Annotated in this window: 19 protein-coding genes and 1 tRNA gene; 15 read left to right on the top strand and 5 right to left on the bottom strand. The window is 74.1% G+C overall.

The window, feature by feature from the left end:
- The first annotated feature begins 13 nt into the window (after nucleotides 1-13).
- The 8 genes from ACWIYF_RS21400 to ACWIYF_RS21365 all read left to right on the top strand — a co-directional run bounded on the left by ACWIYF_RS21400 (nucleotide 14) and on the right by ACWIYF_RS21365 (nucleotide 6,501).
- On the top strand, nucleotides 14-247 hold the full coding sequence (locus ACWIYF_RS21400; protein WP_448624838.1) for a hypothetical protein: 234 nt from the start codon (nucleotides 14-16) through the stop codon (nucleotides 245-247).
- A 123-nt stretch (nucleotides 248-370) separates the two neighbouring features.
- Nucleotides 371-1,198, top strand: a complete 828-nt coding sequence (gene murI / locus ACWIYF_RS21395) for a glutamate racemase (protein WP_448624837.1) — start codon at nucleotides 371-373, stop codon at nucleotides 1,196-1,198.
- Nucleotides 1,195-1,938, top strand: a complete 744-nt coding sequence (locus ACWIYF_RS21390; RefSeq protein WP_448624836.1) for an MBL fold metallo-hydrolase — start codon at nucleotides 1,195-1,197, stop codon at nucleotides 1,936-1,938. The genes murI and ACWIYF_RS21390 overlap by 4 nt, the downstream gene beginning before the upstream one ends.
- Nucleotides 1,939-1,947: 9 nt before the next feature.
- Entirely contained in the window at nucleotides 1,948-2,901 is a 954-nt protein-coding gene (locus ACWIYF_RS21385; RefSeq protein ID WP_448624835.1) for a DNA polymerase domain-containing protein, read from the top strand.
- Nucleotides 2,902-3,141: 240 nt separating this feature from the next.
- The gene (locus ACWIYF_RS21380) at nucleotides 3,142-3,624 is read left to right on the top strand and encodes a DUF4262 domain-containing protein (RefSeq protein ID WP_448624834.1); all 483 of its coding nucleotides are present in this window, start codon (nucleotides 3,142-3,144) and stop codon (nucleotides 3,622-3,624) included.
- A gap of 173 nt (nucleotides 3,625-3,797) precedes the next feature.
- On the top strand, nucleotides 3,798-4,385 hold the full coding sequence (locus ACWIYF_RS21375; protein WP_448624833.1) for a DUF4188 domain-containing protein: 588 nt from the start codon (nucleotides 3,798-3,800) through the stop codon (nucleotides 4,383-4,385).
- Complete coding sequence (locus ACWIYF_RS21370) at nucleotides 4,382-5,629, top strand: low temperature requirement protein A (protein WP_448624832.1); 1,248 nt, start codon at nucleotides 4,382-4,384, stop codon at nucleotides 5,627-5,629. Before ACWIYF_RS21375 ends, ACWIYF_RS21370 begins: the two co-directional genes overlap by 4 nt.
- A 38-nt stretch (nucleotides 5,630-5,667) precedes the next feature.
- Complete coding sequence (locus ACWIYF_RS21365; RefSeq protein ID WP_448624831.1) at nucleotides 5,668-6,501, top strand: mycofactocin-coupled SDR family oxidoreductase; 834 nt, start codon at nucleotides 5,668-5,670, stop codon at nucleotides 6,499-6,501.
- A gap of 1 nt (nucleotide 6,502) precedes the next feature.
- Here the strand turns inward: ACWIYF_RS21365 and gndA are convergent, their stop codons facing one another.
- The 3 genes from gndA to ACWIYF_RS21350 all read right to left on the bottom strand — a co-directional run bounded on the left by gndA (nucleotide 6,503) and on the right by ACWIYF_RS21350 (nucleotide 8,949).
- The gene (gene gndA, locus ACWIYF_RS21360; protein WP_448624830.1) at nucleotides 6,503-7,936 is read right to left on the bottom strand and encodes an NADP-dependent phosphogluconate dehydrogenase; all 1,434 of its coding nucleotides are present in this window, start codon (nucleotides 7,934-7,936) and stop codon (nucleotides 6,503-6,505) included.
- 73 nt (nucleotides 7,937-8,009) lie between these two features.
- Nucleotides 8,010-8,498 (bottom strand): thioredoxin-dependent thiol peroxidase, encoded by a 489-nt coding sequence (bcp, locus tag ACWIYF_RS21355; RefSeq protein WP_448624829.1) that lies wholly within the window; start codon nucleotides 8,496-8,498, stop codon nucleotides 8,010-8,012.
- Between the two features lie 46 nt (nucleotides 8,499-8,544).
- Nucleotides 8,545-8,949 carry a YjbQ family protein gene (locus ACWIYF_RS21350; RefSeq protein ID WP_448624828.1) on the bottom strand — a complete coding sequence of 135 codons (405 nt, stop codon included), beginning with the start codon at nucleotides 8,947-8,949 and terminating at the stop codon, nucleotides 8,545-8,547.
- Between the two features lie 77 nt (nucleotides 8,950-9,026).
- Here ACWIYF_RS21350 and ACWIYF_RS21345 point away from each other — a divergent pair, with 77 nt between their 5' ends.
- The 5 genes from ACWIYF_RS21345 to ACWIYF_RS21325 all read left to right on the top strand — a co-directional run bounded on the left by ACWIYF_RS21345 (nucleotide 9,027) and on the right by ACWIYF_RS21325 (nucleotide 12,990).
- A complete protein-coding gene (locus tag ACWIYF_RS21345) occupies nucleotides 9,027-9,806 on the top strand; it encodes a methyltransferase domain-containing protein (RefSeq protein ID WP_448624827.1) in 780 nt (259 codons plus the stop codon).
- Between the two features lie 28 nt (nucleotides 9,807-9,834).
- Nucleotides 9,835-10,557: a ribonuclease PH gene (gene rph, locus ACWIYF_RS21340; RefSeq protein ID WP_448624826.1), complete on the top strand. Its 723-nt coding sequence runs from the start codon at nucleotides 9,835-9,837 to the stop codon at nucleotides 10,555-10,557.
- Nucleotides 10,554-11,159: an RdgB/HAM1 family non-canonical purine NTP pyrophosphatase gene (gene rdgB, locus ACWIYF_RS21335; RefSeq protein ID WP_448624825.1), complete on the top strand. Its 606-nt coding sequence runs from the start codon at nucleotides 10,554-10,556 to the stop codon at nucleotides 11,157-11,159. The genes rph and rdgB overlap by 4 nt, the downstream gene beginning before the upstream one ends.
- A 152-nt stretch (nucleotides 11,160-11,311) precedes the next feature.
- Nucleotides 11,312-12,079 (top strand): GAF and ANTAR domain-containing protein, encoded by a 768-nt coding sequence (locus ACWIYF_RS21330; RefSeq protein ID WP_448624824.1) that lies wholly within the window; start codon nucleotides 11,312-11,314, stop codon nucleotides 12,077-12,079.
- A 179-nt stretch (nucleotides 12,080-12,258) separates the two neighbouring features.
- Nucleotides 12,259-12,990 (top strand): ANTAR domain-containing protein, encoded by a 732-nt coding sequence (locus ACWIYF_RS21325; RefSeq protein ID WP_448624823.1) that lies wholly within the window; start codon nucleotides 12,259-12,261, stop codon nucleotides 12,988-12,990.
- Between the two features lie 300 nt (nucleotides 12,991-13,290).
- Here the strand turns inward: ACWIYF_RS21325 and ACWIYF_RS21320 are convergent.
- A tRNA-Leu gene (locus ACWIYF_RS21320) sits at nucleotides 13,291-13,371 on the bottom strand.
- An 88-nt stretch (nucleotides 13,372-13,459) separates the two neighbouring features.
- On the opposite strand from ACWIYF_RS21320, the gene ACWIYF_RS21315 reads away from it, so the two are divergent.
- Nucleotides 13,460-13,687: a DUF3618 domain-containing protein gene (locus ACWIYF_RS21315; protein WP_448624822.1), complete on the top strand. Its 228-nt coding sequence runs from the start codon at nucleotides 13,460-13,462 to the stop codon at nucleotides 13,685-13,687.
- Between the two features lie 16 nt (nucleotides 13,688-13,703).
- Entirely contained in the window at nucleotides 13,704-14,192 is a 489-nt protein-coding gene (locus ACWIYF_RS21310; RefSeq protein WP_448624821.1) for a DUF427 domain-containing protein, read from the top strand.
- 1 nt (nucleotide 14,193) lies between these two features.
- Here the strand turns inward: ACWIYF_RS21310 and ACWIYF_RS21305 are convergent, their stop codons facing one another.
- Nucleotides 14,194-14,820 (bottom strand): TetR/AcrR family transcriptional regulator, encoded by a 627-nt coding sequence (locus ACWIYF_RS21305; protein ID WP_448624820.1) that lies wholly within the window; start codon nucleotides 14,818-14,820, stop codon nucleotides 14,194-14,196.
- Between the last annotated feature and the right edge of the window lie 66 nt (nucleotides 14,821-14,886).

Raw genomic sequence — 14,886 nt, 5'->3', positions numbered from 1 at the left:
GGGGGCAATGCAGATGACAGCCACGAGCGAGACCGGCGGAGTCACCGGCACCAAGGACAAGGACTACAACCTCATCTGGTTCACCGAGCAGTGCCTGAGCAATGCGCTGCGGCTGGAGACCTACATCCAGGACGCCGAGCGCGACGGCGACAACGAGGCAGCGGAGCTGTTCCGCAAGGCCCAGTCCGACAGCCGCAAGGGCGCCGAGCAGGGCAAGGCGCTGCTGCGGAGCCGGCTGTCCGGCTGACGGCCGCCGGTGCACCACGAGGGCCCTCTCCCGGGACGGGAGGGGGCCCTTCGCGCACGCGAACGGCTCTCCCGGCCGTCGGACCGCGCTCTGTCGGCGCCGACGGCTAGCCTGACCTGCGACATGAGGACGACGCAGCCGGGGCCGAATGCCCCCATCGGAATCTTCGACTCGGGGGTCGGCGGGCTCACCGTCGCCCGGGCGGTCCTCGACCAGCTCCCGCACGAGGCGGTCCGCTACATCGGCGACACCGCCCACGGTCCCTACGGCCCGCTGCCGATCGCCGAGGTGCGCCGGCACTCGCTCGCGGTGATGGACGACCTCGTGGCCGGCGGGGTCAAGATGCTCGTCGTCGCCTGCAACTCCGCCAGCGCCGCCTCGCTTCGCGACGCCCGCGAGCGCTACGACGTCCCGGTGGTGGAGGTCGTGCTGCCCGCCGTCCGCCGGGCGACCGCGGCCACCCGCAACGGCAGGGTCGGCGTGATCGGCACCCAGGCCACGGTCACCAGCGGCGCCTACGAGGACGCCTTCGCCGCCGCCCCGCAGATCCAGGTCACCAGCGCGGCCTGCCCGAGCTTCGTCGACTTCGTCGAGCGCGGGGTCACCAGCGGCCGCCAGCTGCTCGGCCTAGCGCAGTCCTACCTCGACCCGCTGCTCGTGGCCGGCGTCGACACCGTCGTCCTCGGCTGCACGCACTACCCGATGCTCACCGGCGTGATCTCGCTGGTCATGGGCGAGGACGTCACGCTGGTCTCCAGCGCCGAGGAGACCGCCAAGGACGTCTACCGGGTGCTCACCCGCGCCGACCTGCTGCGCGACGAGGACGCCCCGCCGCCCGAGCACCTCTTCCTCGCCACGGGCGACCCGGAACCGTTCGCCCGGCTGGGCCGCCGCTTCCTCGGGCCGGAGGTCGGCGCGGTGCTGCACGCCTCCTCGGTGGGCGCCGCGTGAGGCTCACCGTCGTCGGCTGCTCGGGGAGCGCACCCGGCCCCTACTCCCCGGCGTCCTGCTACCTGGTCGACCACGACGGCTTCCGGCTGGTGCTCGACCTGGGCAACGGCGCGTTCGGCACCCTGCAGACGGTGATCGACCCGGCGGCCGTCGACGCCGTCTTCCTCTCCCACCTGCACGCCGACCACTGCCTCGACGTCGCCCCGTTCGTCGTGTGGCACCGGTACTCGGGCCGGTCGGGCCGGCGACTCGTGCCGCTCTACGCGCCGGTGGGTGCCGAGCGCCGGCTGGCCCTGGCCTACGACCTCGACGGCGACGGCCTCAGCGACGTGTTCGACTTCGTCCCGGTGGGCCCCGGCACGCTCGAGATCGGCCCGTTCCAGGTGGCGCTGGCCCGCACCGCCCATCCGGTCGAGTGCTACGCGATCCGGCTCACCGCCGGTGGTCGCTCGCTGGTCTACACCGGGGACACCGGGCCGAGCCCCGAGGTGATCGACCTGGCCCGGGGCGCGGACGTGCTGCTCGCGGAGGCGGCGCAGCCCGACGGCGACCGCGTCCAGCCCTCCGGTCTGCACCTGACCGGCCGGCAGGCCGGCGAGCACGCCGCGGCCGCCGGCGTCGGCCGGCTGCTGGTCACGCACGTGCCGGCCTGGGTGGACGCGGGGGCGCAGCTGTCGCACGCCCGGTCGGCCTTCTCGGCGGCCGAGCTGGTGGCGCCGGGTGCCTCGTACGACGTCTGAGGAGGTGCGGTGAGCGACGAGGAGCGGGACGGCGTCGCGCTGAGCAGCCTCGACGCGCCGCTGGGCGACGGCCTCGAGGTCACCAAGGGGGACCTGGTCGACTACGTGGACGCCTTCGCCGACCGCCTGCTGCCGCAGCTGGCGGGGCGGCCGCTGTCCGTGAAGCGGGTGCGCCCGGGCCAGGCGCCGTTCATGCAGCGCAACGTGTCCAAGGGCGCGCCGGAGTGGGTGCGCACCGTCGCGGTGTGGTCCTTCGGGGCGAACCGCGAGGTGCACCAGGTGCTCTGCGACGACCGGCGGACCCTGCTGTGGCTGGCCAACCAGCGGGCGGTGGAGTACCACGTGCCGTTCTTCCGGGCCGGCGCCGAGGCCGAGCCCACCGGCCTGGTGATCGATCTGGACCCGCCCGAAGGCGCCGAGTTCGGCGTGGTGGTGCAGGCCGCGGGGCTGGTCCGGCGGGCGCTGGACGACAGCGGCCTGGCCGGCGCGGTCAAGACCAGCGGCTCGAAGGGCGTGCACGTCGTGGTGCCGGTGCGCGGCTCCGGCCCCGAGGATGTCGCCGCGGCCACCCGGGCGCTGGCGGCGCGCGCCGCCGCGCACGACCCCGAGCTCGCGACGACGGCGTACATCAAGGAGGACCGGCACGGCCGCGTCTTCCTCGACTCCACCCGCTCGGGCTCGTCGACGATCGTGGCCGCCTACAGCCCGCGGATCCGGCCCGGCCTGCCGGTGTCGACGCCGGTCGCGTGGGACGCGCTCGCCGACGCCCGCCCCGGCGACGTCACCGTCACGACCGCGGCCGGGCGGCTCGGGGACGCCGATCCGTGGGCGGCGGCCCTGCCGGAGCCGCAGGAGCTGCCGGCCGACCTGGTCGCGGAGGGGCACACCATCCCGGTCGCCCGGGTGGCCGCCATGCACGAGGGCAAGCGACGCAAGCGGGCCGCGCAGGCGGACGGCCGCTGACGCCGCCGTCGGTGCGCCCATGATCAGGTGAGCTGATCCCAGGGGCTCCTCCCTCACGGTGGGACGTGAGGGAGGACCCGCTGCCGTGAGGTAGGACGTCCTGCCGTGAGCCAGGACGGCGGTGGGCCGGGGGCCGCGGACGGCGGCTGACGGGGCCGCCCGTCCACAGGGGCGGGCGTCGTCCACAGATCCGGATCGGCTCCGGTCCGGTTGTCGGTGCCCGCGCGCACCCTTCCGCCCATGACGACCGATCCGCAGCTCACCGCCTGGCTCGACCAGGAGGACGCGCACACCGCCCGGATGATCCGGGAGCACCGCTTCACCGTGACCTACGTCTGGGGCGACGGGCCCGCCGAGCCGGCCTTCGGCTACACGACCGGCCTGTTCGGCCTCGGCCATCCCGAGCTCGTGATCGTGGGGCTGAGCCAGGAGCCCACCCACCACCACCTCGACCGGGCGGCGCGGCTGGTCGTCGGCGGCCGCGACCTGGTGGCCGGCGAGCGGCTGACCTGGCCCGACTGGGCGGGCAGCCTGGTCGTGGAGGAGCTGCCGAACCCCGGCGAGATCCTCTTCGGCGCCAACCGCTTCTACCACCGCCCCGACGAGTTCTCGGTGCCCGCCTACCAGCTCGCCTGGCCGCACCGGGAGGGCACGTTCCCGTGGGACGACGGCTACCCGTGCGGGCCGGAGTGCCAGCCACGGCCGGGCACGTGGCGGGCCTGACCGGGGCCGGGTGTCGTGTCGGAGCGCGACAGCGGGCTGACCGTGTGCCTCCGGCGCGCCGCCGGGCAGCCGGGCCGGTCCTCCAGGGGTGGGCGGCTCTGGAGGCCGGCGGCGCACACCTCCCACGATGACCGGCGTCCGCTCGGGGGGCGCGGACGAGAGGAGAGGCCCCGATGGCCCAGATCCACCGCGGTCAGTACGCCGCCGAGATCGACGGCGACTTCGTCGTGTTCCTCATCGGCGCGCGGCTGAACAAGCCGTGGCTGGCGGTGCGGAGCTTCCTGGACCTCGGCGGTCGGCGGCGCGGGATGCAGGCCATGCTCGACTACCTGACCGAGCACCCGGAGAAGGGACTGCTCGGCTACCGCATGGGCTTCGCCACGATCGTCCAGTACTGGCGCAGCTTCGAGCACCTGGAGGCCTTCGCGCGCGACGAGGAGCTCCTGCACCGGGAAGCCTGGCTCAACTGGTACCGGCGGGATCCGAGGGGACGCACCGGCATCTGGCACGAGACCTTCCTCGTGCGCGCCGGCGAGTACGAGGCCATCTACAGCGACCTGCCCGAGGCGGGTCTGGCAGCCGCCGGCCGGGCGGTCCCGCTGAAGAAGAACAGCTCCGCGCGGCTGCGGCTGCGCACCACCGCCGGCGCCGCCACGCGGGCCGGCGACGGGTCGGCGAAGGAGGGGGCGGTGAACGGGGTGCCGGTGAACGGCGAGCCGGTGAGCGGGGTGCCGGTGACGCGGGGGGTCGCCCGCCCGTGACGGCCGAGGCAGCGCCGCACGGGGCCGACGGGCGCCCGCGCCGGGGCCACATCTGGATCCGGCCGACGAGCGAGAGCTCCGGCGTCACGACGCTGGAGCTCTTCTTCGACCTGGTCTTCGTCTTCGCGATCACCCAGGTGACCGCGTTCATGGCCGACGACCTCGGCTGGCGCGGCGCGCTGCGCGGCCTCGTGCTGCTCCTGCTCCTGTGGTGGGCGTGGTGCAGCTACGCCTGGCTGGGCAACCAGGCGCGGGCCGACGAGGGCGTGGTGCGCGCGGCCGTGATCGTCGCGATGGCCGCGCTGTTCCTGGTCGCGCTGGCCATCCCCGAGGCGTGGGGCGACGAGGGCGGGGGCATCAGCGCCCCGGTGCTGCTGGCGGTCTGCCTGGCGCTGGTCCGGCTCGGGCATCTCGCGGTCTACGTGATCGCCGCGGGCGGGGACGCCGCGCTGCGGCGGACGGTGCTGCGCACGGCGGTGCCGGTGAGTGCCGCCGCCGTCCTGCTGGTGGTCGGGGCGGTGCTGGGTGGCGCGGCGCAGACCGCGCTGTGGGCGCTGGCGCTGATCGTCGACTACTCGGGCGTCTACCTGCTCGGCGGCGGCTGGCGGCTGCCCGCGCCCGGGCACTTCGCCGAGCGGTACGGCCTGATCGTGATCATCGCGCTGGGGGAGTCGCTGATCGCGGTCGGCGTCGGCGCGAGCGACCTGCCGGTCACCGTGCCCACGATCGTCGCCGCCCTGCTCGGGCTGACCGTCAGCGTCGCGCTGTGGTGGCTGTACTTCGACGTCGTCGCGCCGGTCGCCGAGCGGGTGCTCCGCGGCAAGCAGGGCGCCGAGCGGGTCCGGCTGGCCCGCGACTCCTACACCTACCTGCACTTCCCGATGGTCGCCGGCATCATCTACCTGGCCCTCGGCCTGAAGAAGGTCGCCGAGTACGTCTCCGACACCGGCCACCACACGCTGGCCGACCCGCTGAAGGGCACCCCGCTGTGGGCGCTCTACGCCGGCGTGGCCGTCTACCTGCTGGCGCACCTGGCCTTCCGTGAGCGCAACGTCGGCTCGATCAACCGGCCGCGCGCGGTGACCGTCGTCGTCCTGCTGCTGGCGCCGCTCGCGGTGGGGACGCTACCGGCGCTGGCCCAGCTGGGCGTGCTCGCCGCCGTCCTGGTCGCGCTCATCTGCTTCGAGGTCGTGCGCTACGCCGAGGCCCGCGCGGCCGTCCGGGCCGAACACGGGCACGGGTGACCCGATGAGTCCCGGATCGGTCGGCGGTCGGTGCTGACATGGGTCGCTTCGACGGGAAGATCGCGTTCATCACCGGTGCCGCCCGCGGGCAGGGCCGCAGCCACGCCGTCCGGCTGGCGAGCGAGGGCGCCGACGTCCTGGCCGTCGACCTGTGCGCCGGCATCCCCACCGTCGCCTACGAGCTGGCCACCCCCGCCGATCTCGCCGAGACCGCCCGGCTGGTGGAAGCGCAGGACCGGCGGGTGGTCACCGCGCAGGTCGACGTCCGCGACCCCGAGGCGCTGGGGCAGGTCGTGCGGGACGGCGTCGCCGAGCTCGGCGGGCTCGACGTCGTCCTGGCCAACGCCGGGATCGGGCTCATGGACCGCGCCGCCGACCCGCGGCAGGCCTTCCGCGACCAGCTCGACGTCAACCTCGTCGGCGTCTGGAACACCGTGCAGGCCGCCGCACCGGTGCTGATCGAGCAGGGGCGGGGCGGCGCGATCGTGCTGACCAGCTCGGTCTTCGGGCTCACCGGCCGGGGCGGCAGCGGGCGCGGCGGCGACGACGGCTACGTCGCCAGCAAGCACGGCGTGGTCGGGCTGATGCGTACCTTCGCCACCTGGCTAGCGCCGCACGGCGTCCGGGTCAACTCCGTCCACCCGTCCGGCGTCGCCACCCCGATGGTGCTCAACCCCGCCGTCGAGGAGCTCTTCGGCGGCGGCTTCGAGCACGAGCCGCCGAAGCCGACCGAGGACGTCGCCAACCTGCTCGACGTGATGCTCGTCGAGCCCGAGGACATCAGCGCCGCCGTGGCCTTCCTCGCCTCCGGCGAGGCGCGCTACATCACCGGCGTCGCCCTGCCCGTCGACGCCGGGATGCTCGTGCGGTAGCTCAGCTCGGCTCCTCCCGCCGGTCGGCGCCCCAGAAGGTGTGGAAGGAGCCCTCCCGGTCGACGCGGCGGTAGGTGTGCGCGCCGAAGAAGTCGCGCTGCCCCTGGATGAGCGCCGCGGGCAGCCGTTCCGCGCGCAACCCGTCGTAGTAGGCCAGTGCGCTGGCGAAGCCGGGAGCCGGGATGCCGTAGCGGGCGGCGTCGACGACCACCTGCCGCCAGCCGTCCTGGCCGGCGGCGACCGCGTCGCGGAAGTAGTCGTGCACCAGCAGGGTCGGCAGGTCCGGGTCGTCGGCGAACGCCTGGCGGATCCGGTCGAGGAACCGGGCCCGGATGATGCACCCGCCGCGCCAGATGGTGGCCAGCGCGCCGCGGTCGATGTCCCAGCCGTTCTCCTTGGCGCCGGCGGCGATCTGGTCGAAGCCCTGCGCGTAGGCCACCACCTTGGAGGCGTAGAGCGCCTGGCGGACGGCCTCGATGTAGCCGTCGCGGTCCTCGACGGGCTCGGGCTCGGCCGCCGGGCCGGGCAGCACCTTCTGCGCGGGTCCCCGCTGCTCGGCGTGGCCGGACAGCGCGCGGGCGAACACCGCCTCGGCGATGCCGCTCACCGGCACCCCGAGGTCGAGCGCCGACTGCACGGTCCACCGGCCGGTGCCCTTCTGCTCGGCCTGATCGAGGACGACGTCGACGAACGGCTGCCCGGTCGCGGCGTCCTCGTGGCGGAGCACCTCGGCGGTGATCTCGATCAGGTAGGAGTCGAGGTCGCCCTCGTTCCAGCCGGCGAAGACGTCGCCGATCTCCCGCACCGAGAGCCCGAGCCGGCGCCGCAGCAGGTCGTAGGCCTCGGCGATCAGCTGCATGTCGGCGTACTCGATGCCGTTGTGCACCATCTTCACGAAGTGGCCGGCACCGTCGGTGCTCACGTGCGTGCAGCACGGTGTGCCGTCGACGACCGCGGCGATGCTCTCCAGCATCGGCCCGACGATGGCGTAGGACTCCTCCGAGCCGCCGGGCATGATGCTCGGGCCGTTGAGCGCGCCCTCCTCGCCGCCGCTGACCCCCGTGCCGACGAAGTGCAGCCCGCGCTCGGCCAGGGCCTTCGTCCGCCGGATCGTGTCGGTGAACAGCGCGTTGCCGCCGTCGATGACGATGTCGCCCTCGTCGAGCAGCGGCACCAGCTCGTCGATCACGGCGTCGGTCGCCGGGCCGGCCTGCACCATGATCAGGATGCTGCGGGGGCGCTGCAGCGCGGCCACGAACTCCTCGGTCGTCGTGGTCGGCACGAAGTCGCCCTCGCCGCCGTGCGCGGCCATCAGCGCGTCCGTCCGCGCCTTGGTGCGGTTGTGCAGCACGACCTGGTGGCCGTGGCGGGCGAGGTTGCGGGCCAGGTTCGCACCCATGACGGCGAGGCCGGTGACGCCGATCTGAGAGGTCATGCCCGGCATCGTGCCGGACCCGACCGGCCGGGGGACACCCCGGTCGCCGGACCCGGGTCGTCGTGGGGAGAGGTCAGGCCAGGCCGAGGTCGCGGCGCAGCTTGGCGACGTGCCCGGTGGCCTTGACGTTGTACGCGGCCCGCTCGATGCGGCCCTCGGCGTCGACGACGAACGTCGAGCGGATCACGCCGACGACCTCCTTGCCGTACATCTTCTTCGGGCCGTAGGCGCCGTAGGCCCGGAGCACCTGCTTGTGCGGGTCGGAGACCAGCGTGATGCCCAGGTTCTCCTTCTCGCGGAAGCGCATCAGCTTCTCCGGCGGGTCCGGCGAGATGCCGATGATGTCCAGCCCGGCCTCGGCGAGCTCACCGGCGGCCGCGGTGAAGTCGACGGCCTGGGTGGTGCAGCCCGGGGTCAGCGCGGCGGGGTAGCAGTAGACGATCACGCGGCGGCCGCGGTGCGACGACAGCGAGACGGGGTTGCCGTCTGCGTCGGGCAGGGTGAAGTCCGGTGCCGGGTCGCCGGGGGAGAGGCGGACGGGAGCGACGTCGGTCTCGGTCATGCTCGGCATCCTGCCCTGCCCTGCCGACGCGGGGACACGGGGGAGCTCACCCCGCCACGAACGAGAACCGGACGTGCCGGGTGTGGTTGTCGGTGTTGGTGTCGACCAGACAGATCCGCTGCCACGTGCCCAGCATCAGCCGGCCCTCGAGGACCGGCACGCTCGCGTACGGCGGCACGAACGCGGGGACGACGTGGTCGCGGCCGTGGCCGGGACTGCCGTGCCGATGCCGCCAGCGGTCGTCGCGCGGGAGCAGCTCGTCGAGCTGGGCGAGCAGGTCGTCGTCGCTGCCCGACCCGGTCTCGATGATCGCCAGCCCGGCGGTCGCGTGCGGGACGAAGACGTGCAGCAGCCCGTCGGCCTCCGCGGAGACGAACTCGGCGCACTCGTCGGTCAGGTCGACCACGCAGGGGACGCCGCCGGTGCGGACGCTGCGGACTTCCGATCGCATGGCGCGATCCTGCCGGGTCCGCCCGGGCGGTGCTCCGGTGGCCGCCGGGCCGGGGGCCGGCGTGCCAGAGTGGCGCGGTGCTCGCGTTCGACGCCGACGGCGCCCGCCGCCTCGAGGAGGTCTACACGACCGACGACGTCGTGGGGCAGCGGCGCAGTGTCCTGGAGCGGCTCGCGCTGCAGCCGGGGGAGCGGGTCCTCGACGTCGGCGTCGGGCCCGGCCTGCTGGCCGCCGAGGCGGCCCGCGCGGTCGGCCCGGGCGGCCGCGTCTGCGGCATCGACGTCAGCGCCAGCATGCTGGCCCTCGCGCAGCGGCGGGCGAGCGTGACCGGCGGCGCGACGCTGGAGCTGCGCCAGGGCGCGGCCACCGCGATCCCGTACCCCGACGCCGCCTTCGACGTCGCCGTGTCCACCCAGGTCCTGGAGTACGTCGCCGACGTCCCCGCCGCCCTCGCCGAACTGCACCGGGTCGTGCGCCCCGGCGGGCGGGTGCTGCTGCTCGACACCGACTGGGACTCCGTCGTCTGGCGCTCCGGGGACGACGCCCGGACCCGGCGGGTGCTCGCGGCGTGGGACCAGCACCTCGCCGACCCGCATCTGCCGCGCCGGCTCAGCGGCTGCCTGCGCGAGGCCGGCTTCGAGGTGCAGGGGGTGCACGCGCTGACGCTGCTCAACGTCGGCTACGAGCCGCGGACCTTCAGCGCGGGACTGCTCGGCATGATCGCCGCCTTCGTGGCCGGCCGGGACGGCCTGACCGAGGCCGACGCCGAGGCGTGGGCGGACGACCTGCGTGCTCAGGGCCGGGACTGGTTCTTCAGCCTCGACCGGTTCGTCTTCCTGGCCACGCGGACGGGGTGACCGGCCGGCCGAACTAGGCTGGCCACCCGTGACCCGCCCCGACGGCCGCACGGCCGACCAGCTCCGCCCGGTAACGATCACCCGCAACTGGCTCGACCACGCCGAGGGCTCGGTGCTGGTGGAGTTCGGCCGAACCCGGGTGCTGTGCGCGGCCAGCGTCACCGAGGGCGTGCCGCGCTGGCGCAAGGGCTCGGGCCTGGGCTGGGTGACCGCCGAGTACGCGATGCTGCCGAGGGCCACCCACACCCGCAGCGACCGCGAGTCGGTGAAAGGCCGCATCGGCGGGCGCACCCTCGAGATCAGCCGGCTGATCGGCCGCTCGCTGCGCGCGGCGATCGACCTCGGCGCGCTGGGCGAGAACAGCATCGCCATCGACTGCGACGTCCTGCAGGCCGACGGCGGCACCCGTACCGCCGCGATCACCGGCGCCTACGTGGCGCTGGCCGACGCGGTGACGTGGCTGGCCGACCGCAAGAAGCTGGCCAAGAAGGACGCCATCGTCACCTCCGTGGCCGCGGTCAGCGTCGGCGTCATCGACGGGGAGCCGCGGCTCGACCTCGCCTACGAGGAGGACGTGCGCGCCGGCTCGGACATGAACGTGGTCTGCACCGGGGACGGCGGGTTCGTCGAGGTCCAGGGCACCGCCGAGGCCGCCGTGTTCGACCGCCGCACCCTCGACCAGCTGCTCGACCTCGCCGTCGCGGGGTGTCAAGAGCTCACTCGCATCCAGCAGGAGGCGCTGGCGCGATGAAGCTGCTGCTCGCCACCCGGAACCAGGGCAAGCTCGCCGAGCTGCAGCGGCTGCTGGAGTCCGCCGTCCCGGGGGTGGCGGTGGTCGGGCTGGCCGACGTCCCCGAGTACCCGGAGGCGCCGGAGACCGGCGCGACGTTCGCCGAGAACGCCCTGCTCAAGGCCCGCGAGGCGGTGCGCCACACGGGGCTGCCCGCCGTCGCCGACGACTCCGGCATCGCCGTGGACGCGCTGAACGGGATGCCCGGCATCCTGTCGGCCCGGTGGTCGGGCCGGCACGGGGACGACGACGCGAACACCGCCCTGCTGCTCGGCCAGCTCGCCGATGTGCCCGACGAGCGGCGCGGAGCCGCGTTCGTGTGCGCCGCGGCGCTGGTGACCCCCGACGGCACCGAGCACGTGCTGGAGCGGGAGTGGCGGGGCCGGGTGATCCACGAGAAGCGCGGCACCAACGGCTTCGGCTACGACCCGGTGTTCGTCCCCGAGGGACTGACCGTGACCGCCGCCGAGCTCGCGCCGGCCGAGAAGGACGCCCGCAGCCACCGCGGCCAGGCGTTCGCCGCGCTGGTGCCGGTCGTCGCCGAGGCGCTCAGCCCGCGCTGACCGGGGGAGTCCTCGGGTGCACGCGGACCTCCGGGCCTGACGGGCGGCGCTGCGACCGGGCCGGGCGGCTCGCCGGGATCGTCACCCGCACCGAGCTGATCGCCGTCCTGGATCAGGCACTGATCGGCTCCTGACGGGGCTACATTCAGCCGATGGGGAGCCAACCCGACCGGGGTGGCAGGTCCGAGCAGAGCCGGCGGGAGCGGGACAGCGCACCGACCGGCGGCGGCACGGCGATCACGACCCTCGGCGACGTCATGAGCCATTTGGCGCGCTCGCTGCAGCGTCAGCACGGCGACGTCGAGGCCACCTTGGAAGCCATCACCGCCGGCGCGGTCGGGGCTGTGCCGGGCGCCGAGGCGGCCAGCGTGAGCTACGTGCAGGGCCGGCGGCGGGTGGAGTCCCGCGCAGCCACCGGCGACCTTCCCCGGAAGGTGGACGACGTGCAGACCCGGCTGCAGGAAGGTCCCTGCCTGGACTCGGTGTGGCACCAGAAGACGGTGCGCATCGACGACATGGCCGCAGAGGAGCGGTGGCCGCGGTTCGCCGCCGAGGCGGCAGGTCTCGGGATCGGCAGCAACCTGAGCCTCCAGCTCTTCGTCGAGGGCGACAACCTCGGCGCGCTCAACCTGTACGCCGGTCGGCCGCACGCCTTCGGCGAGGAGTCCGAGGACGTCGGGCTCGTCTTCGCGACGCACGCCGCCGTCGCGCTGTCGGGTGCCCAGCAGGAGGAGAACCTCCAGCGGGCGGTGAGCAGCCGGGACCTGATCGGGCAGGCCAAGGGCATCCTCATGGAGCGGTACCGGCTCACCGGTGACCAGGCGTTTGCGCTGCTGGTCGGGGCGTCCTCCCGCACGAACCGCCGGCTCCTCGACATCGCCGAGGAGCTCTCCGCGACCGGAGACCTCCCGGAACGGTAGCCCGGGCGCTCGGCCTGATGAGGGCCCTGGACGCCGCGTTCGGGCGTAGGCTCCCGGTCCGAGCGAAAAGAGCTCGCGTCGTCGCGTTCGGGAGCGGGCGCGGTCGCGTCGGAGTACGCCCATGTCCAGCGACAGCCGGCCGGCCTCCACCGGGGGCGCGGTCGCGTCGGAGTACGCCCATGTCCAGCGACAGCCGGCCGGCCTCCACCGGGGGCGCAGCCGCCCTGGAGCGCCTCGGCCGCCTGGCGCTGCGCGAGCAGTCCATGGAATCGCTGCTGCAGGCCGTGGCCGATTCGGCCAGGACGGTGATGCCCGGCACCCCCGAGGCGTCGATCTCCGTCCTCGCCCCCGGGCGGGCGGCGGCCACCGTCGCCTTCACCGGCCAGCTCGCCATGGACCTCGACGAGGCGCAGTACAGCGAGGGGTACGGGCCGTGCCTGCACGCGGCCGCCACCCACGAGCTGACCGAGATCGTCGACACCCGCACCGAGGAGCGCTGGCCGGACTACGCGCGCCGCGCCGCCGAGCGCGGCAACCTCAGCTCGCTGTCCGTGCCGCTGATCATCGACGAGACGACTTCGGGCGCGCTGAACATCTACGCCCGTGAGGCCGACGCCTTCGACGACGCGGGCCGGGCGGCGGCCACGGGCTTCGCTCCCTACGCCGCCGTCGCCATCGCCAACATGCAGGACTACCAGAGCACCCGGGACCTCGCCGGGAACCTGCAGGCCGCACTGGACTCCCGGGCTGTCAACGACCAGGCGAAGGGCATCCTGATGGAGCGCCACAAGGTCACCGCCGACCAGGCGTTCCGGTTGCTGGCCCATGCGTCCATGACCACCAACACGAAGGTTCGCGACGTCGCCGACCACCTCGTCCGCACCGGCGAGCTGCGGGGGCAGAAGCGCTGACCCGGAGGAGTGGGCTCGCAGGTAACCGGTCAGGCAGCCGCGGTGATCTCCCGGGGGACTATCGCGGTCAGGCCCCTCGAGCTGGTGGGCAGCGGGGCCGCTCTCGCGCACGTCGTCCGGCTGCTTGGACGGCGCCGTGGGCGTCGTCCGGCTCGTCGAGCGGTGTCTGCACAGGGACCGGCCGAGGAGTACCGAGGCCTTCCGGATGCTCGGCCTCGGTACGGCTCCGCCGTCCCCACGGCGTGGCGGCAGCTGCGGAGCTGACGCGAACCTCGCGTCGCGGGAACGCCGACGATCGAGTGCGGGAGGGGGGAGTCGAACCCCCACGCCCGAAGGCACCAGATCCTAAGTCTGGCGTGGCTGCCGTTACACCACTCCCGCGCGACCAGCAGTCTAGGAAGTCGCCCGGACGGGTGCCGCCGAGATACGCAGACGCGCTGGACGCAGCGCCGTCTGGCAGGCTGTCGCCGTGCCTCGCGACCCTCGACAGATCCAGCTGGAGATCGACGCCGCCCGCGAGTCGCTCGCGGCGACCCTGGACCAGCTGGTCTACCGGAGCAGCCCCACGCGGCTGCGGGCCAAGGGCCAGGCCGCCGTCCAGAGCTTCCTGCAGACCCCGGTGGGCATGGCCACCATGGGCGCGGTCGGGCTGCTGCTGACCGTCGCCGTCGTCCGGCGCATCCGCAACCACGACTGAAGCCGAAACCGGGGGTGTGACCCCCGATCCCGTCGGTCCCGGCCAGGAGTCGGTGTGGGACTACCCGCGCCCGCCCTCGGCCGTCGTGACCCCGCGGCACGTCGTCGTCGAGCTCGGCGGCCGCGTCGTCGCCGACACCACCCGTGCGGTCCGCGTCTGCGAGACCAGCCACCCGCCGGTCTACTACGTCCCGCGCGCGGACGTCGTCGAGGGCGTGCTCCAACGCGCGGAGGGCACCTCGTGGTGCGAGTGGAAGGGCGCCGCCACGTACTGGGACGCCGTCGTCGGCGGCCGGCGCGTCCCTGCGGTCGCCTGGTCCTACGAGCGGCCGACCGCCGGCTACGAGCTGCTGCGCGGCGCCGTCGCGTTCTACCCGGGCCGCGTCGACCGCGCGCTGGTCGACGGCGAGGTGGTGCGACCGCAGCCGGGCGACTTCTACGGCGGATGGATCACCGACGAGGTGGTCGGCCCGTTCAAGGGCGGGCCGACCACGCTCGGCTGGTGACTCAGGAGGTCGCGGCGCCCGAGCTCTTCAGCAGCGGCAGGACGACGGTCTGCAGCACCTGGTCGGCGTAGGCGTCGTCGACCGGCTCGCCGGTGAGCAGCCACCGCTGGACCAGCAGCGCGCTCGTCGCCTCGGCCGACAGGCTGCCGCTGACCCCCGCCCGCAGTTCGCCGCGCTGCTCGGCGCGCGCCCACACCTGGTCGAACGCGCTGCGCCAGACCTCCAGCGGGCCGGTGCGGAAGGCCTCGGCCAGCGCCGGCTGGTGCGGCACCGTGGAGAGCAGGGACAGCGTCGCGGCGCCCACCGGACCGTTGATCACGGATACGAGCCGGCGCAGCATCACCCGGAGGTCCTCCTCCAGCGACCCGGTGTCGGGCGCCGCGGCCTCCTCGCGGTTGAGCTCGGCGATGGTGTCGACGACGAGGTCCTGCTTGGTGCGCCAGCGCCGGTAGATGGTCGCCTTGCCCACGCCGGCCTCGGCGGCGACGGCGTCCATGGTCAGGGCCCCGTAGCCGACTTCGGCGAGCAACCGCAGGATCGCGGCCCGGATCACGCCGTCCCGGCTGGGGTCCCGGGGGCGACCGCCCCGGCTGGATCGGGGAGGTTCGAGGGCCGAGACTGCGGTCATGGGGCAAGACTTTAGACACTTAAGTCAGGAACGCCAGAGGTTCCCACCCGTGTTGGAACTTTCCCG

This window comes from Geodermatophilus sp. URMC 64 (assembly GCF_053502555.1).
Note: the sequence above shows the minus strand (reverse complement) of the source record. Positions and strands in the feature narration are given on the sequence as shown.